Source organism: Granulicella arctica (assembly GCF_025685605.1).
Classification (GTDB): Bacteria; Acidobacteriota; Terriglobia; order Terriglobales; family Acidobacteriaceae; genus Edaphobacter; species Edaphobacter arcticus.
Genome location: NZ_JAGTUT010000001.1, coordinates 3,020,274 through 3,037,188, shown reverse-complemented (window position 1 = coordinate 3,037,188; position 16,915 = coordinate 3,020,274). Strand labels below are relative to the sequence as shown.

At 54.0% G+C, this 16,915-nt stretch carries 15 protein-coding genes; 7 read left to right on the top strand and 8 right to left on the bottom strand.

The genetic code is table 11. From position 1 onward, the window contains the following. Positions 1-142: 142 nt before the first annotated feature. From OHL20_RS12985 to OHL20_RS12975, 3 genes are all read right to left on the bottom strand, one after another. Positions 143-949 carry a hypothetical protein gene (locus tag OHL20_RS12985; RefSeq protein ID WP_263383604.1) on the bottom strand — a complete coding sequence of 269 codons (807 nt, stop codon included), beginning with the start codon at positions 947-949 and terminating at the stop codon, positions 143-145. A gap of 253 nt (positions 950-1,202) precedes the next feature. Beyond that, positions 1,203-1,481, bottom strand: a complete 279-nt coding sequence (locus OHL20_RS12980; RefSeq protein ID WP_263383603.1) for a hypothetical protein — start codon at positions 1,479-1,481, stop codon at positions 1,203-1,205. A gap of 483 nt (positions 1,482-1,964) precedes the next feature. Further along, the gene (locus OHL20_RS12975; protein ID WP_263383602.1) at positions 1,965-2,102 is read right to left on the bottom strand and encodes a hypothetical protein; all 138 of its coding nucleotides are present in this window, start codon (positions 2,100-2,102) and stop codon (positions 1,965-1,967) included. Between the two features lie 1,645 nt (positions 2,103-3,747). Between OHL20_RS12975 and OHL20_RS25230 the strand changes: the two genes are divergently transcribed. Continuing rightward, complete coding sequence (locus OHL20_RS25230) at positions 3,748-4,146, top strand: SOS response-associated peptidase family protein (protein ID WP_396272563.1); 399 nt, start codon at positions 3,748-3,750, stop codon at positions 4,144-4,146. 409 nt (positions 4,147-4,555) lie between these two features. Here the strand turns inward: OHL20_RS25230 and OHL20_RS12970 are convergent, their stop codons facing one another. Then, on the bottom strand, positions 4,556-4,684 hold the full coding sequence (locus OHL20_RS12970) for a hypothetical protein (protein WP_263383601.1): 129 nt from the start codon (positions 4,682-4,684) through the stop codon (positions 4,556-4,558). A gap of 715 nt (positions 4,685-5,399) precedes the next feature. Here OHL20_RS12970 and OHL20_RS12965 point away from each other — a divergent pair. The 3 genes from OHL20_RS12965 to OHL20_RS12955 all read left to right on the top strand — a co-directional run bounded on the left by OHL20_RS12965 (position 5,400) and on the right by OHL20_RS12955 (position 10,820). Further along, positions 5,400-7,319: a hypothetical protein gene (locus tag OHL20_RS12965; RefSeq protein ID WP_263383600.1), complete on the top strand. Its 1,920-nt coding sequence runs from the start codon at positions 5,400-5,402 to the stop codon at positions 7,317-7,319. A 27-nt stretch (positions 7,320-7,346) separates the two neighbouring features. Further along, positions 7,347-7,877, top strand: a complete 531-nt coding sequence (locus tag OHL20_RS12960) for a hypothetical protein (RefSeq protein ID WP_263383599.1) — start codon at positions 7,347-7,349, stop codon at positions 7,875-7,877. Between the two features lie 1,038 nt (positions 7,878-8,915). Beyond that, complete coding sequence (locus OHL20_RS12955; protein WP_263383598.1) at positions 8,916-10,820, top strand: M61 family metallopeptidase; 1,905 nt, start codon at positions 8,916-8,918, stop codon at positions 10,818-10,820. Positions 10,821-11,025: 205 nt separating this feature from the next. Here OHL20_RS12955 and OHL20_RS12950 read toward each other — a convergent pair whose 3' ends face one another. Continuing rightward, positions 11,026-11,748, bottom strand: a complete 723-nt coding sequence (locus OHL20_RS12950) for a DUF4386 domain-containing protein (RefSeq protein ID WP_263383597.1) — start codon at positions 11,746-11,748, stop codon at positions 11,026-11,028. 1,164 nt (positions 11,749-12,912) lie between these two features. Next, entirely contained in the window at positions 12,913-13,608 is a 696-nt protein-coding gene (locus tag OHL20_RS12945; protein WP_263383596.1) for a Crp/Fnr family transcriptional regulator, read from the bottom strand. A gap of 446 nt (positions 13,609-14,054) precedes the next feature. On the opposite strand from OHL20_RS12945, the gene OHL20_RS12940 reads away from it, so the two are divergent. From OHL20_RS12940 to OHL20_RS12930, 3 genes are all read left to right on the top strand, one after another. Beyond that, complete coding sequence (locus OHL20_RS12940; RefSeq protein WP_263383595.1) at positions 14,055-14,438, top strand: BON domain-containing protein; 384 nt, start codon at positions 14,055-14,057, stop codon at positions 14,436-14,438. 58 nt (positions 14,439-14,496) lie between these two features. Next, the gene (locus OHL20_RS12935) at positions 14,497-15,096 is read left to right on the top strand and encodes an RNA recognition motif domain-containing protein (protein WP_263383594.1); all 600 of its coding nucleotides are present in this window, start codon (positions 14,497-14,499) and stop codon (positions 15,094-15,096) included. Positions 15,097-15,232: 136 nt separating this feature from the next. After that, positions 15,233-15,493 (top strand): GlsB/YeaQ/YmgE family stress response membrane protein, encoded by a 261-nt coding sequence (locus OHL20_RS12930; protein WP_263383593.1) that lies wholly within the window; start codon positions 15,233-15,235, stop codon positions 15,491-15,493. Positions 15,494-15,928: 435 nt separating this feature from the next. Here OHL20_RS12930 and OHL20_RS25225 read toward each other — a convergent pair whose 3' ends face one another. Together OHL20_RS25225 and OHL20_RS12925 are read right to left on the bottom strand one after the other, a co-directional pair. After that, positions 15,929-16,273 (bottom strand): SRPBCC family protein, encoded by a 345-nt coding sequence (locus tag OHL20_RS25225; RefSeq protein ID WP_396272067.1) that lies wholly within the window; start codon positions 16,271-16,273, stop codon positions 15,929-15,931. Between the two features lie 70 nt (positions 16,274-16,343). Then, the gene (locus OHL20_RS12925) at positions 16,344-16,877 is read right to left on the bottom strand and encodes a GNAT family N-acetyltransferase (RefSeq protein WP_263383592.1); all 534 of its coding nucleotides are present in this window, start codon (positions 16,875-16,877) and stop codon (positions 16,344-16,346) included. Between the last annotated feature and the right edge of the window lie 38 nt (positions 16,878-16,915).

The window sequence follows — 16,915 nt, the reverse complement described above, 5'->3', positions numbered from 1 at the left end:
GTAATTCTGCTGGCGTCTGTGCCTCTGTTGGTGGAGGATCGCCGCCGCATCCGCGTAGGCTAGAGTCACTTATCTAATCCTTCTCACCCGCATGGATGAGGCAGCGTCAGCGGCAGAACTAACCGCTGACGCTATCAACCGCCTACCGGGTTGCTCCACCTGCTGCGGACACGCCGAGAACCATCTGCGTGCCGCCATCGAGGGTGATGTCCTGCTTGGCTCCGAGCAGGATGCTGGAAGCCTGAGCCATCCTGGGGTCTTGTTGACCGGGTACGTTGTTCGCCAGCATCACACCGGGAACCGATGTGGTGCGTATGGCGATCTTGCCAGACGTGGCGACAATCGTTCCCGGGGCGCGGACACCGTTTTCAGGGGCAGCAGATGCGGATGGTGCTCCCGCTCCTTGCGGTGCGCCATCAGATTGAGTGCGCGTAGCAGATGCACCGGGGGCGTCGGAAGCGCTCGCCGTTGTTGCAGTTCCCGCCGGCGCGATGGATTGAATTTGCAAGTGAACCGGCATGCTCTGGCCACCCTTCAGATCAAGGTGGTCAAACTGAAGCGCGACTTGGGAGTTTTGACCTGCCCCACTCGGCTGGGCCCCAATCACGTGGCCGACGAACTTCGAGCCCAGCGGAATGTCCGTTCCATCCGCAGCCTTCAAGGGAGTTTCGGTCTGAACAACTACAGGATCGCCACTCTTAGCGGTTTTCGAGTCGAGTGTGCCGACGAGTTTGCCGTTCACAGAACTCATCGGTGCGGCTGCTGCTTCAGTTCCAGAGGAGGCATCCGGACTAACTGCCGTATCACGTGAGGGCATCGACCCTGTTGCAGGGGCGTTCTGTTGGCTTGCGGGATTGTTCGACTGAGTGGACGGAGGCGGTCGCTGCGCCAATAAGGGGAAGCTTGCTACGGCGAACAGGGTCGTTGCGAGTGCAGTGCCTGTCTTCATAATTCCTCCTTGTAATTCTTCGATTAAAGCCGCAGCCCTCTGGGGGTGCGGTCACGAAGTTCCCAGAGACTGCGCAGGTGTCGTGCCAAACGACGCGGATCAGCACCTATCATTGCAAGCCGTTAAGCCTGAACGGATTGTCACAAGATCGGGAAGATTGGGCCGAAGCCCCGCGCCTGGTGAAACCTGCACGACACACAATACTTCCCAAAAGGGATCGTTTCTTCCGCTTCAAGGAACTACCTGAGAAGAGTCACACGCGCTCTGCTCTATCCGGATGCCTTGAGAAGGCAAACCAGAGAAGACCGAACCCAGCCACGATAAGTGCTGCTTCCGTCATCAACATGGCGGGTGACGCAGGCGATCGGTGTCTCAGAAGACCATCTGGCAATTGCATCTCTGCCAGCGACTGATAGATGGCACAAGCGTCGATAGCGAAACAGAGCAGGCTCAGGATGAGCGCAATCCACTGTTCGCGCGTATAGAGAGCTGGCCGGGCTATCGTGCTGATGCAGGTTCCCAATCTCGACATTCAGCTGATCCTTTCTACATCCTGCTCTTACCTGAAAGGAATACCTGCCAATCTAATTCACTGACGACCTTGCACACTCCTCTGGGGGAGAAGATGGACATGCAACAGAGTTGACGGATTCGTTAGGCGAACCTCCCAACGTCGTTTGCAGTACCGCCATCCTCTCACGGCAAAGGTTCCTTCGACGCTGGAAGATCTCCTGCGAACTGTCCTGAGTCGTAAAGGGCTTGGGCAGAACTTACGCCGTGCCTCAGTCCATGTCTGTATCAGATTGCTCAGAGGCGTGGCTTCGTGTTGGTACATGAGTAAGTCACGCTATTCGCGTTAACGAACCTACCTTGCCTCACGCGCCGATCCATCGCAGAACCGATCCCAACACGCTTGAACGCGGCTTTGGACACGAGCAAGAACGTCGGGTCTTGAAAGCTCGCTCGCAAGGCTCATCTCTAATCAGGACTGATGAAGGAACGATTTGCGAACAATCTACTTCGCGGCACCGATCTTCAATGGAACGCTATTGATTGTTAAATCACCGTTCGCAATGTCGGCTTCGGTCTCGCCAGCATCGGCCCAGAATGGCACCGTGAACTGCTGTGCGCCTGCCTGCGACTGGGAAGCCATCTCGCCATTTTTGCACGATGACGCCGGACTCATAGAGAGCGGCGGAGACAAGAGAGTTTTCGACTTGGTAGGCGGAGAATTCTGAAATCGCTATGTCGCCTAGCGCACTTAGCGTGTATTCTCAGTATGTCCTCAGAAAGCAGCCGCACGATGGCGACAATTTCACCTGCCGGATTCGTCCACCGAATGAACCGCTGCGACTCATTCGACTCGATATGTAAAACCTGCTTTGCCACCATTGCCAACCGCACCACCGAAACTCAGCTAAGTAGGGACGAAGTGGAGCATGTATGTGATCCGAAGCGTCTCCTCCACTTCGCTCAGCCTTTGACGTACCTAACGAGTCAGTTGATCTATTTCTAGGAACAAGTATGCCAATTTCCGTTCGAGACTTCGTTCCGGTTTTGCATAAGCAGACGGAGTCTTTTTGCACGAGGTGTTTACAGGTCGTTCGTCCGGCCTCTGAGGACCGAAGCTTGGAAGAAGCTCAGACTAAGCATTGTTGCAGCGAATTTTCCCTGAACATGAGTACACGCTAGCCGTCTCGGTCAGCTTCAAGTTTGTTTTGCTGGATAGTGGCGTAAAGGGAAGACGCGGAGACTACTGCAAATTTGCCGTCATCGAACGTTACGATAATGCCGTCGTTGAGACGTTCTGCGAAAGCGATGCGGGGCCGGTAATCAGAGTGCATGGCACAATGCTGCCGGAGCCTTATGTACGGATCGTGAACCAGGCTCACTTTAGACGCTTTGCTGATTCAGACTACCCAAGCGAGAGTTGATAACTGCAATATGCTCTCTGAACGCAATGACGTTCTCCCTACAACAGAACGGCTTGTCCCGCTCAGATGCTAACTGTTCTTCAATCTGCTCACGAATGTGCCTAAGCCGCTCTTCTTCCGTACGGTGGATGACCATAGGTTGACGCTACTCCGTTCACGCGACAGACACAATCAAGACGAAAGTACTTTGCACAACATATACGACACCAGATGCGCTGAGAGCCTGGTCATCCTTACATCCGGCTACGAAAGCAACCTCCGAAGTTTGGGGCATACTCCACTTATCGTTTTGCTTCCAGGTCGGACAGAGGGAGCACCCGCACACTGACGCAGGCTCTCATGGAGTGCATGGGGGTCTCATGGCCAAAGTGCACTTTGCAGACCGCTTATTCGAAACGTATCTCGACATCAACAGGCCGACAAATTGAGCGGACTCTAAGTTGTTCGTTTTGAACGGCTTATGGTGGGCGCAGCAGGATTCGAACCTACGACCTCCACCGTGTGAAGGTAGTAACATCAATAGAATGATAGAGTTATGAGCAATCAGAGGGAACGAAAAGGCACGGGAAGGAAGATTCGGAGTCTTTATCGTGCCCTCGTTTGTGCCCTTGTTGGGCACCAGCAAACCTTCACAGATTCATAAGCAAGCTCAGGCGGGCTGGCACCTACCTGAGCTACCTAGCTTTCTACACCGGGATCGGTGAGAGGCCAAAAAAGATTAACAGTTGGCAACATGACGGCAGACGATGCAGAACTGAAGGCATTCACCCCGCAGATTGATCACTTCAATACGGCTTTCTGCCTGAGAACTTTGGCTAAAACTCAAAGTTGATTGTCGCCGCCGTCCTCGATACATCCACCGACATGACTTCACAACACCTTGCAGGGATAACACAGCTCTCTGACGTTTCCGTCTTGCAAATAGCCGCCAATCTAATTAGCTGCACGCCATTGCCGGATGCCCTGGCTCGAACGCACTTGGTTTCGAGTGAAACGCGAGAATATAAACGCTTCGAGAAGCGTCGCCGCCTTATATCAGTCGATGGCTTCTACGAGTGGCTCGAACCGAAACCGATATATAACGCGACGTATGCAATCACCTTTACGACGCCTTGGCCATTCTCTTGCGCAGGGATCTCGGATGTCTGGAGGGATGCAAAATGGTTGTTGCTTCAGCATAATCTTACCGAGCCTAACGAGGCGGGCGAACACTTCCACCACCGTATGTGCTCTATCATCCGACCGAGTGATTATCACCGATAGCCTTCCGTGGGTGCCAGCGCGCCTGTCCCGTTCAGCATGCTACGCACTTGGCGGACCCGAAAGACCCGCGTTGCTGAGGCCAACCGAACCGTCAGCAGCACTCGCAACCAAGGTTCTGAAGCACTTATTCCATCCTGCCAATTAGGAAGTCGGCTGGCTCCGGTCAAAAGCAGGCTGGCCCTTTTACTCTGACGCCAAGCATAATACTGCCGCTGCAAGCGGTTTGGGTAAGTGAAAGCGGCCCCAGGAGTTGGATCACTATATCTGCGCCGGGCTATGCTGTCCCATAGGCGCGCTGAATCATTAGGTTAATTTGGTTGTTTGTTTTGAGGTGTAGCTGCAGAGAGCGTTCTCTTTCCGAGTCAACTACATTTTCATTCCACCGAAAAATCCTTGGCACAAACTATCTCTAGCTCGCCTTCTTGGGACGACCCGCTTTCATCTTCAACGGTGCACTAACGCCCACTAACGCCACCTTTGCTTGCTGCAGCTTCAATATCTCCAAATCAATTTGCGCAACAATGCTCTTGGTATCCATGAATCCTCCACCACCGATCCTAAACGAGAAACAGCCCGCCCCCTATAGAGACGGGCTTGTTAAGTGTGGTTCGATTCTGCATAAACCACGACTGTTAGATCTTATGTTGGCTTTAAACAATTGTGAAATCGATTGGCCAAGCTGCGATTGAGACAATAGTAATCCTATCGAAGCCGATATCGACCATGTGCCAGCGCCATTGGCAACAGCTTTCATGTTGAAGCTTCCAGTACAGCGATCCGACATAAAGCACGAGATCTTTACGGAGCTAATCGAAGCTGGGCAGGATCTGATCCTGTTGCAATCGGACTTCTAAGCGTCTTGGCGGTCCGGATTGTTTAGAGACTAGACCAGCAAGGCGAGTACCCGCCGATCGCAAATAATGTTCTTTCACCAGGCTCAACACTGCAGCACGTCGTAACCCGATGCATTAACACGTTACTAGGCGGATTCAAGAGACTTCTAACATTTCTTCAAAGTAACTTGCTTTCCTGCCCAAACTCAGGGTATTCCTGTATTCCCGATTTTCAGGCCGATCGATACTGTTGGATTTGTGGACGCCTAAGATCGTTCATTGTTCAGTCTTAGCAAAGCGAAATTTTCGAGCGGGATCAGGGGCGATGGGTGCCTCTGGATGGTGGATAACCGGCCTACACTCGATCGCTACACGTAGGACGAAGTGCGCCTACGAACAAGCCATTCTGAAGGAGATTGTATGGATCATACCACACGTGACAGACGCTTCAACGAATCAGTAGCAGACTGGGTGCGGCCCATCCCTTGGCAACTCTTCGTTCACCTTACATTTCCGTGGAACGTTCGCAGCGAGACGGCTGATAGCAAATTCCGCGAGTTCGTCAACGACCTTGAGAAGACACTCAAGACACGTGTCTGTTTCATCGCCGGAAAAGAAGGCCGCTCAAAGAATGGTCCGACAGTCCCCTTCCATTTCCACGTCGCAATGACCGCCGCGATCACAATTCCCCTTGATCTTGTTAAGACCACTTGGAGGAACCTCATTGGTAGGTCCAATGCTAGCGAGTTGAAGGACGACAGCGTGCGAGTGGATCCTTGGTGCTCTCACGCAGACGGTCTAAGTTATCTGCTCAAGCAAATCTCAGATGCGGATTCATCCTGGGACTGCAATTGGATTGGTCTGTTTCATCCTGGTCCCCTCTACTCCCCAGATTGGAAGAATGAGCGCCAGCGTAAGACCAAGCGATGGCATTACCAACCAGTCAAGACAATTAAGGTTCCAGTGTCACTCTCTATTGTTGAGCTGGCGCCACTAACAGTCACCTTCCCGACAACCCTATGCCTGGACACCTTGGATAACTTCCCTGAGGTCATCGAAGAAGTTACTGATCCGATCACTATCGCCGATGGGAACATTGAAGCCACCAGTTTGCCGACTGAGTTCATTCATCGTGAACTTCTTCGTCTGATTGATTCGAATGAGATGGAGGCGGAGGAAGAACGTACCGCTATTGCCCAGCAGACGGCCAAGGCGCTTGCGCAGAACCCCAAGGCTATGGATTCCATCCTGGCTACAGCAGCAAGCCGTCTGAGTGCTGTAGCTGGCTCTCGTGTGGGGTATGACCCTCAGGTCAATTGGAAGTCGTATCGAGCGACGGTTGACAAGATGGAAGCTGCCACGGACATGCCGGAGCTGGTTACTGGGTTTCCGGTCTTCGATAGTCTGATGGGCGGGATCCCCAAGGAAGCAGTGATGGGTTCGATGCCGGGCAAACCACATCATGGCAAGTCTATTGTGATCGATAACCTGATTGTAGGCATGCTTGAGAACAACCCTGATCTCACCGTGTTCCTGCATCATGTGGATGATGCAGCCTTGATGAGGATCCCTCGCATTCTTGGAGTGATGAGTGGCTTGTCGAGCCGCTCGATCTCGAAGGCGGGCGCTTCCCTGCTTGGTCCTATGGCGGCCGAGTTCGAGGAGCGGTACCGCAAGGCGGAAGAGAAGCTGAATCGCTGGATCGAAGAGGAACGCTTGGTCCTTGCCGATCAATCGGTTCTGGTTAACACGTTGCCGGCACATGAGCAGTGGATTCGGGATATTCGCCGGCGTAACTCGAAGGGTCACTTCGTCTCGGTTGGTGATAACTTCCATCTCTTTGATTTGCCGGGGATGGATCCTGGAGAAGGCAAGGTCCGTGAGATGTCACGGTTCATCTCGACGCTGCCAACCAAGCATGGGATCACGACCTTGTTCACCATGGAGCTTCCTAAAGAGAACCTGCGTGCTGGTGTGCGTCCCAAGTACACGGATGCGAAGAACTCCGGCGGGATCTCATTCGATTCGAAGCTGAACATCGGCGTCTATCAGGAGTTGCAGGATCTTGGTGACGAATGTGTCCTGAGTTGGACCAGTTCCAACCATATGGATCAGGTTACGAATCCTGATGGAACTACATCGATGAAAGAGAAGAAGCTTCCTATCGTCGAGATGATCATCGATAAGAACAAGGTAACTGGTGAGAAGAAGACCATCTTCTATCGTCTGGAACCAATGAGTGGACGGATGGAAGAGTGTTCCGAGATGGAGCAAACTACCATGGCGATGTCACTTGAAGCAGCAAAGCACAACAATAGACGTTTCACGTACCCCAACTAACCACTACTGAAACCACAAGGATCACCCATGTCACAAACATATTCGATATACCTCTCCGGTCCGACCTCTGGACTTCCCTATCAACGCATGACCGTGTGGCGGGAGTACACCATGAAATCATTCCCGCCTCACTTGCAGGGTATTTCACCCATGCGCGCGAAGCAGTACCTCGATGTTTCCAGCAACGCATCATTTGAGTCCATCGACTTCCCTCTTTCGACCGATCGGGCGATCACTGGTCGGAGTCGGTTTGATATCTTGCGAGCGGCGGCCATCTTGGTCAACGTACTGGGTGCGATGGAGATCTCGATCGAAACGGTAATGGAGATTGCATGGGCATCAGACAATGGCATCCCCGTGATCTGCGCTATGGAACCCGAGGGCAACCCTCATGACCATGCGATGATGCGCGATTGCCTTTGCGTGCGCGTGGCGAGTCTTGATGAAGCCATCGAAGCTGTGACCGCGTGGGTGAGCCCGCATGAAAAGCTTAACTGGACACGCTTGGAACAAAGCCGCATGTTGATAGAGGAGAATCGACTCGACTTGACTCACTAGGAGTGAGGAAGCTTTCATAATCCGCATGGTGCCTGCTCTATAAAGCGTTGCGCACAGAACATGCGCATGAACGCTGGCTGTTCTCTGAGATAGGGGGCGCTTCGTCAAGCTGACAAGCTCATGCCAGCATGAGGTAGCAGAGATTGTATAAGCAATCAGCAGGCGAAAGTGCACTGATAAGTAGTGGCGTTGGGCGATCGATGATGCGTTTTGACCGCAGTAAAGAGCGTCTATAAGCCTTAGCGCGGTGGATTGTATTGTCTCTAAAAACGCCTGTTGTGGTCTCGAGGATCTAAGTTTACGGTTCATGGTCTTGCTCATAGGCAAACCACGCTAATGACGCCGCTTCGGCGTGAGTACCAGAGCATGCTCTGATCTGTGCCGCTAGCGATGTAAGACCCTCTGTAAGCCGCCACCAGCGATCTGCAAGGGTAGGGGTGCCCTGGTAGCATCTATGAGCTGTACGCCGCTGTGGACGCATCGTAAGCGTCATTAAGGAGGTGGTACAACCACTTCTTGATAACAGCTGTTTTCGTGTCGTTAATCTGCTATGTAGTGCAACGGCACATGATGGCCGGCTATATAAGCCGGCGTAAACGTCGACGTTGGCTGTTCGTGGACTGTCTCTCCGAAGTGTAAAGAGAGGCCTTGTCATCAGCCGGACAACGAGTGACACACCTTGAAGACCTTCCTGAGGCGCTCTGTTTGTTTTCATGGGCAGAAACCCTCTGAATGCGCTCGCTGAAGGCCGGCGTGCAGAGGCGTACCGACATGTCCGAATGCAAATGGGGTCGGGCGGGCGCGGAGATAATTTACGCATAAATCGAGAGCTACCAGGTGTCCCCGCTGCTTTCGCTCCAGAGTTGCCCGATAACAGTCCGAGCTTGTCCATGAGTGCATTGGTCTGTTCTCGTCAGTTGAGAATGGCGTTAGTGAGACAAGTTGATCCCATTACCGACGTAAGCTACCGCCTGTGCGACATTTGATGGGCTATATATACTTCTCTTCTCACGAGCAGCCCCGATGGGGAGGATGTAGATGTCTGTACGCTTTGTTCTAGCTATAAATGTTCTTCTCTCGATGGCACTCGCCTGCCCAGGGCAAATAACGATGCATATCCGCATCGACATGACCGACGCTCCGCGGCGAATCATCCATGTGACAGAGCAGGTTCCAGTGCATCCTGGGGCGAACACGTTCTCCTATCCGGAATGGATTCCAAGTCAGGAGCTTCCCGGAGGGCCCATCGATAACCTTGCCGGTCTTGTCTTTCGCGCTCGTTCTGCGGGCGGAGAACCGATGCCGTGGCGTCGCGACCTTTCAGACTCTTACAAGTTCCATGTTGTTATTCCCAAAGACATCTCTCTCCTTATTGCTTCGTACGACATCCTTGAGGTTCCCAGTCGGGCAAACACCATCGGCACCAATCACACGAGCTCACATGTTGTCATGGTCGAGCCAAGCGAAGTGGTGCTGTACCCCAGCGATCGACCGCTGCATGACACGCCTGTCGTGACGGAGATTCACTTGCCGACCGGTTGGAAGGCCGCGACAGCTTTGCGTGCCGATGGATACGCCGCACCGTCGCTCAACGGGCCAGACACCACGTTCCAAAAAGTATCGATGGAACAGCTGATCGATTCTCCCATCCTTGCCGGGGATCATTGCCGTCAGTACCCGATCGCACCCGAGATCCATCCAGTCCATACGCTTGACGTTTGCTCAGACAAAGACGCCGATCTGGACCTCCAACCTGCTTTTCTGGCCAAGATGACAGCGTTGGTTCAGCAGGCCACGAAGCTGTTCGTAGGTCATCATTACGAGCACTACGACTTCCTTGTGGGCGCATCTCCACACCTGCATGGCGACAGTGCGGAACACACGCAATCAGCCGATTACATCGTCAGCAGCCTCGACATGTCTGATGTCGCAAATGCTGGCGTCGTCGGCTCGCTGCTGCCGCACGAGTTCACCCACTCGTGGTGCGGGAAATATCGCCGTCCGGCTGGCGAAGCGACCGCGAACGATAACACGCCGATGCAAAACGACCTTATTTGGGCTTATGAAGGCTTTACGCAGTATTACGGCAACGTGCTAACCGCACGCGCTGGATTCCGGACGCCCGAACAGACTGTAGGTGCGTTCGACTATGAGGCGTTTCAGGTCGACAAACCGGGACGTCGATGGCGGTCTGTTCAGGACACAGCCGATGCCTCTGCGATCCTGCGCGGTAACGATTCCGCCTGGGCTAGCTGGCGACTCAGCCAGGACTACTATTACGCCGGTACACTTCTCTGGCTGGAAGCCGACGCAAAGATTCGGGAACTTACACATGGCAAGAAATCTCTGGATGATTTCGCAGCCCTTTTCTTTGCTCCGCCAGTGGCGAACTCGTTCTCAAGAGATACTGGCCCAGGGGTTCTTCCGTACACGTTAGCCGACCTTCTCCAGGCACTGAATGCAATTGCACCCTTTGACTGGCAGGGATTTTGGCAAGGACGCCTGAACGCACTCGATATGACATCACTCACCGGAGGACTTGAAGCCAGCGGCTACAGCTACGTCTACAAGGACACAATGACCCCGGCTGAAGCGGACTTCATCAAGGTGTCGCATGTGGCTGAGTTGTACCATTCACTCGGCCTGCAGGCCATGGCAGACGGCACTCTGCTGGACGTTTGGATCGACAGCCCGGCGTACACGGCAGGGCTTGGCCCAGGCGATAAGCTGACCCAGGTAAATGGCAAACCTTATAACGCAGACGAGCTCACAGCAGCAGTGCATGCCTCGCTGACAAGCAATGACCTGATTGTCCTGGAGGCATCCAGGGATGATGAAACACATGTGTACAAGATTCCGTACCATGGCGGGGAAAAATATGCTGCATTGGTCAGGAACGGGAAACCGGACCTTCTGACTACGAACATTCTTTTGCCTAGGTAGAGACAGCGTTGGTACACGCATTGAATAGGTAACTCTCGGGAACGCAGATTAATCCTCCTCAACGCTCTTCTCGCCAGTTGCGAGCTCGAGGAGCGCGAATCGCCAGTGTGCTCACTGATCTGATTGATCGCTGACGATGGGCCGACTTCTCAGCACCATTCTGTCTACATGGTCCCGAAGCTCTCCCGTGGAACGAATCTCCGTGTCACTGCAGCAATGATGATCGAACTTCAGGCTCCGCTGGCCTCGATCCCCAGCCCAGGAGCCACACCATCAGGATCACCTCTCCAATAAAGAAGATATTCAGGAAACCAATCGACGCAGTGGGCGCAACATATTCGGTCAGGCGGTCGACTACCCACGCCAGACCATCCGCAATAAGGATCCATCCCAACCAGCGAGGAAGATAAGTCGAACGGGCAAACAGGAAACCGACAACGACAAGGTGCAAGCCAAACAGCACGAGAGAAAGGCTCCATCCTGCGCGGTATCCGCCGATGAGCATTCGCACCTGGACGGCCAATGCGCCCGGTGCCAACAGACCTGCGTAGTCTGGCACGAACAGCAGTCGATAGGCGAGTGCAAGGTTTACCAAGGCAGCCAGCGCCATGGCTGCGTAGATGAGTTGTAGCCAGGATGCGAGCAGCGACAGCGCACGATGAACGGGAGCAAGGAGAACATAAAGTCCCCAAGCCATGACAACATCGCCCAGCAGTTGTCCGAAATATGCCAGTACGGCAGCACCGAACAGGTGCGGATGAGCCTGGAGATTCGCAAGAGTTCGCACTGGATCGGCCACAACAAGCCTAGGCATGGCGTAAGATTCTGCAAACAGGAAGGGATTCAGCAGGTACGCCAGACCGGCGACAAGTGCTGCTCCCCGAAGGCTGAGTCCGGCTATCCTTTCATGCGGGGCATTCGAATCCATGATGACCTCATGATGTTCTGTATCGAGTGGCCACTTGTGAAGATTGATGCTGATGGCTGCAAGTCGACGATGCTGGGTTTGCTCCTCCATACGGGATGGACGCAGAAAAGTTCCCCTGATTCATTTGGGGTTGCGCGGGTAAGTACCCACCAGCGCGCTTCTCGTCTGCTGTGATCTCGATGCGTACAAATCGCCCCGTCCACTCGTTCAGCGCGCCGTTTGCGGCGGTTCCTAGATCAACACAGGTTGCGATCATGGCGTCAGCATTGAAGGGGCTTCCTACGCAGTGCCATAACCGGATCTGCATTGAAGTTTATTCGGCAAATGGTTTTAAGTCCGGAATCAAGTTGTGTCTAATGAAGCCTCGAGACAATATTGCAGAAGGACCTTGTAGTGCGGTGTTTGAGCAGTACGGTCATCACGACTTACGCCATTGCTCCTGCAGACCTTCTGCAGATCCTCTTGCTCAAGCGTCAAGCAATCGTCCGCTCGTGTTATGCGGTCTGAACGACCTGATGTATGCCACGGTGATGAAGCCTAGCGTTTCTGCCACGTGTGAAGGCTTCAAAGAATTCTGGTCGCACAGAAAGAGCGCCTTTCTTCTGCATATCTTGATTGCTGCAGGGCCGCTTCGGAGATCCCGGGGGCGACAGAAAGCTGGCTCACTCTCCTTGGAGACCGTCACTTCACGCGCGGGCGATCCACGTTGACGTACAGCCTGCGGCCAGAGCTACCGAAGCTTTCCATGCCTACGCTGCTCATCTGGGTGAAAAAGACAGCTTAGGACCTCCGTCGCATGCGAGGGACATGGCGCAATCCATGCCTCACGGGTGGGCGCAGGTTGTGTCGAACGCCGGACACTGACATGGCTTGATCAGCCGGATACAGTTGCAGGTTTGATCGCGAAACTCTTGCGAAGCTGAGAACTCACACCCTGATTCTCGGCGGATCGCGCAAGACGCACCGGAATACTTTCCGGAGAAACGCGCGCGCAGCTGGATAGTTCCTTGTTTGATGCTAAATCGCAAATGCGCTCGCCAATTTTGATCTCACAGCCCAGTGAGAGGTGCTCTATCTAGGCGCACCCAAGAGCCGGAGTCAGCATCCCTGGTTCAAGTAGTCGAAGAGACGATGGCATCTTCGCCGACCATCATCAGCCGCTGCTTACAGGTATAAACCCTCATGAAGCTCCTTGACGGTCGCGTAACAGTCGCAAGCTACCGCTTCCAGTCCTTTGCGGTTTACGATATGGATATGTCCGCGCCGATACTCGATTAATTTGTCTCGCTGCAGCCCGCCCGCCGCCGCTGCGATCGTTACACGTTTGGTGCCGAGGATCTCGCTCAAGACCTCCTGGGTAATATCGATCGTTGATGACTCGGTAAGATCTTGTGCGGTCAGGAGCCAGCGCGTAAGGCGCTGCGAGGCTCCATGGATGGAGTGACACCCTGCTACTTGGCTCAGAATATGTGTATGCACCTGGACAAACTCGAGGATGTGCCGATGGAGATCGTCGTCCTGATGAAATGCCTTCTGGAGATGCTCGAAGGGGATCTGCACGGCCGCTCCGGCAAGCTGCATGCGACAGTGTGTCGGAGTATCTACCGGCCCGATGAGGTGCAGACTTCCCGTGAAACCCCCGCGGCCTATGACGCCAACTTCCGACGCTAATCCGACCGTGGTCACCGCAAGAACGGAAGCCAGACCCGAAGTGAGAAAGAACGCGTGCGAAGGCCGAGTGTGCGACTCGTGCAGCACAGTCTTGGTTGTCAATTCAATTTCAGACGAAGTAGACAGCAGATGTTTCCTGCTCTTGGAGGAGATGGCGGCAAGAAAACGATTTGGATGGGGCTTAGGCATAGATCCTTGTTCAAACCAGGTTCGAGTCTGGTGCAAGCGGCGGGACGCTTACACACTGAGTAACGGTTTAGATGTTACGAACGGGCGAATGTTGTAGCAGGATGGCTTAGCTGGCTTCGGGTTTCAGTTTCCATATGACAAATATAGGTCATAACCGTTATGTCAAATATTTGACATAACGGGCAACGAGTATGAAGGACCTGGCAACTCAATAGGTGCGCATACGCTGCAGGTATCGACCCGAACGCGACGCTGCGCTGTCCTCACCTTCTTCCGGTCCCCCGGGAGCCAAAACCATAAAGCTCATGAGTTGTTGCAGTGTGCAGTTTCGCGCTCTCGATAGCCTCTGAGCATTTGTCCGGTGGCTATCTCCAAAATCAAACCTTGGTGCGAACTTCGCCTGCAAATCCAAGGCAGCGACGTTCTAAATCTTTGCGAGAGGTTCTATGTCCCCTACTACACAACCACCCAAATGGGTCTTTGCAAGCGTCCTTCTGCTCCCGTTGAGCGTGCTTCCGCATGCTCTATCTCAAACTCAGGCCATGCCCGATAACTCTGCGAACAACCGCGCGCAGAACCAGTCACAAACAGCCGATCAGCAGAAAGACAATGCTGCGGACCGAACCATGACTGCGAAGATTCGGCATGCCCTCGTCTCTGACCACTCCCTCTCCAAGTACGCCCACAACGTCAAGGTGATTGTGAGCGGTGGCGCCGTCACCCTTATGGGACCAGTTCACTCCGCGGCTGAAAAGCAAAGCGTTGTCGCCAAGGCCGAAACGATCGCGGGTCAGGACAAGGTGACGGATCAGCTTACGGTCAAGCAATAAGCAGCACGGTCAACGCACCTACAGCGCATTACTCACTCGAGCAAAAGGAGAAACTCCCATGGCAGGTAAAAACACAGCAGCATTCGGTATCTTCCCCTCTCACAGTGCAGCGGAAGCAGCAGTGGACCGCCTGCACGCCGCAGGCTTTTCGAACGATGACGTTTCTGTCCTAATGGCTGACAAGCAGGGCTCCAAAGACTTTGCTGCGGAGAAGAATACCAAGGCTCCCGAAGGCACTACGGTCGGCGTGCTGGGCGGCGGCACCCTGGGCGGCACGCTCGGTCTTCTGGCCGGAATCGGAGCCCTTGCCATTCCTGGCGTTGGTCCGCTGATCGCAGCGGGTCCGATTATGGGCGCGCTTGCCGGTCTCGGGATTGGTGGCGCAGTCGGCGGCCTGGTGGGCGCGCTGGTCGGGATGGGCATTCCAGAGTATGAGGCCAAGCGCTATGAAGGGCGGGTCAACGACGGCGGAATCTTGGTGTCCGTACATTGCGAGAGTTCCGAAGAGATCTCCCGCGCCAAGGACGTGCTGAAGGCCGCAGGCGGCGAGGATATTGCGTCTTCCGGAGAAAAAGCAGTGAGCACCCACACCGACAACACAGGTGAAGCGAGTGACGTCGCCCACACCGTGCACTCCACGTCAACCAGAACGTACTAGCTTTTCAGTTTGCTTTCTTCCTTGATGTTGGCGGTGTCGTTTGCGTCAACATGGTGACTGTCCGCGTCTGAATCATGCTCACTCGGCAACTGGCTGCATCCGTTTCTAACCCAACCAAAGCACTGGAGGTGCTTACATGTTTATTATCTGGTGGATTGTCGTAGGTCTGATTGCAGGGTTTCTTACCGGCAAGCTTATGAAGGGTTCTGGTTTTGGCGCCGTTGGGGATATCATCGTCGGCATCATCGGGGCCGTGGTCGGCGGTTTTATCATGCAGCATCTGGGCTACGCAGGATCTGGTGGCTTGATCTATACCATCTTCGTTGCTGTCATCGGCGCTGTACTGCTTACGCTTCTCCTGCGGCTCGTTACCGGTAACCGGGCGCGCAACCTGTAGCGTTACCCTGAAATTTCCTTGTACTTGTACCGCTTCAGGACGGTGGAGAGTTCGCTCTCCACCGTCTTCTTTGCACCCGATCTAACTATTCCTGCTCGTTGTCAGCAACCAGCGCTTGGATTCAAGTTTTGTGATCCCGCCTGTCTTCAGCGACCGGCCTAAGCGACACATGGGGTTTTCGTCACTTGCCCCAGATCGTCGGCAACTCGATGAGCGCTAAATCGCCAAGCCACTGCTCCAGCGGCGCAGATTACTTCCGACACGCCGACTTGTCGGTATTAATAGTCTCACTATCTTCGGCTAGCTCTTTGAGTGCTCGCAGCCATTCTTGATGAAAAGTTAGGAGTCTGTTGCGTATAAGTGAGCGCAACACGATGAGAAGCCAACCTATCTGAACTTCTTCTGTAATGACACGACAGGCTCCTGGCATAGGCTCTATAAACCAGGCGTGTGAGCCACCAAGCCCGGCGGGCCTTTTGCTGACCAGGCAAGCATTTGCGACAGTTGGAACGCCGTTATTTCCGGCTCGCCATAAAATCCTAGCGTCTTGAATCGAAACTTCGAATCAGGTCCTAGAAGTCGGCCACCACGTAAAATGGATAAGTCTGAGCAATGCTTATACCAGGTCGGCCATCTGACGCAGTTAGTCAGTAAAGCCCAGACTGCATCTGGGCTTGCCGCTATCTCTATGATGTTCCTGGTAAAGACTGTGGCTGATTCCGGTCGGTGCTCACGCGGCCAGACAATTCGTGGGTCTGGCGTTTGTGTGGTTTGTTTCATAGAGCATCTCCTGCTTGGTTTGTTCAAGAGGCAGAGCACAGTTTGGCATTAGCCAGGCTGGACAGAACGATTACTGGAACGATTTCGCCCAGAAGATTCGCGCTTCGTTCGGCAATTCCGGATATGCGAGCGGATCGATCAGCAAACAAGGGTACCCATTTGCACAGTAGAACTCGCACGCTGCCGTGTTAATGTCCTGCGTTTCGACCAGCAGGCGAGCCCGCTTTGCAGAGAGGGCTACGTTCTCCGCCCACCGTAGCAACCCGCGACCAGCGCCGCGCCGGCGGTATTCGGGATGTACGCGTAAATCCCAAAGAACAGCATCCTGCCAATTGGCGATCTCCTCGATTTCACACCCTTGAAGGGCAACGGTGGCTCCGCCTACTCTTACGTCCTCCAGGAATGCAGCCGCGAATCGCCATCCCGACAAATTGAACCTCTGCGGCCAATCGATTGGACGATGCCCAGGTATGGCGTCGTAGTCCTTGATGAAAGGGCTCGAAAGCGCATTTCCGTTCCAGCGCTGGGATGCGGTGAATGCGATTGGAACAGAATCATAGGCATGTAGATCGACGGAAGATTGTTGGACGATGGAGAGCGACATGATTGCAAGTCCTGCTGCAGCTGCGAAATGCCTGTAAT

What these genes read in the sequence shown, in the direction of transcription:
- OHL20_RS12985 (WP_263383604.1), bottom strand. Translation starts at nt 949, where the DNA reads ATGAAGACAGGCACTGCACTCGCAACGACCCTGTTCGCCGTAGCAAGC.
- OHL20_RS12980 (WP_263383603.1), bottom strand. Translation starts at nt 1,481, where the DNA reads ATGTCGAGATTGGGAACCTGCATCAGCACGATAGCCCGGCCAGCTCTC.
- OHL20_RS12975 (WP_263383602.1), bottom strand. Translation starts at nt 2,102, where the DNA reads ATGGCTTCCCAGTCGCAGGCAGGCGCACAGCAGTTCACGGTGCCATTC.
- OHL20_RS25230 (WP_396272563.1), top strand. Translation starts at nt 3,748, where the DNA reads ATGACTTCACAACACCTTGCAGGGATAACACAGCTCTCTGACGTTTCC.
- OHL20_RS12970 (WP_263383601.1), bottom strand. Translation starts at nt 4,684, where the DNA reads ATGGATACCAAGAGCATTGTTGCGCAAATTGATTTGGAGATATTGAAG.
- OHL20_RS12965 (WP_263383600.1), top strand. Translation starts at nt 5,400, where the DNA reads ATGGATCATACCACACGTGACAGACGCTTCAACGAATCAGTAGCAGAC.
- OHL20_RS12960 (WP_263383599.1), top strand. Translation starts at nt 7,347, where the DNA reads ATGTCACAAACATATTCGATATACCTCTCCGGTCCGACCTCTGGACTT.
- OHL20_RS12955 (WP_263383598.1), top strand. Translation starts at nt 8,916, where the DNA reads ATGTCTGTACGCTTTGTTCTAGCTATAAATGTTCTTCTCTCGATGGCA.
- OHL20_RS12950 (WP_263383597.1), bottom strand. Translation starts at nt 11,748, where the DNA reads ATGGATTCGAATGCCCCGCATGAAAGGATAGCCGGACTCAGCCTTCGG.
- OHL20_RS12945 (WP_263383596.1), bottom strand. Translation starts at nt 13,608, where the DNA reads ATGCCTAAGCCCCATCCAAATCGTTTTCTTGCCGCCATCTCCTCCAAG.
- OHL20_RS12940 (WP_263383595.1), top strand. Translation starts at nt 14,055, where the DNA reads ATGTCCCCTACTACACAACCACCCAAATGGGTCTTTGCAAGCGTCCTT.
- OHL20_RS12935 (WP_263383594.1), top strand. Translation starts at nt 14,497, where the DNA reads ATGGCAGGTAAAAACACAGCAGCATTCGGTATCTTCCCCTCTCACAGT.
- OHL20_RS12930 (WP_263383593.1), top strand. Translation starts at nt 15,233, where the DNA reads ATGTTTATTATCTGGTGGATTGTCGTAGGTCTGATTGCAGGGTTTCTT.
- OHL20_RS25225 (WP_396272067.1), bottom strand. Translation starts at nt 16,273, where the DNA reads ATGAAACAAACCACACAAACGCCAGACCCACGAATTGTCTGGCCGCGT.
- OHL20_RS12925 (WP_263383592.1), bottom strand. Translation starts at nt 16,877, where the DNA reads ATGTCGCTCTCCATCGTCCAACAATCTTCCGTCGATCTACATGCCTAT.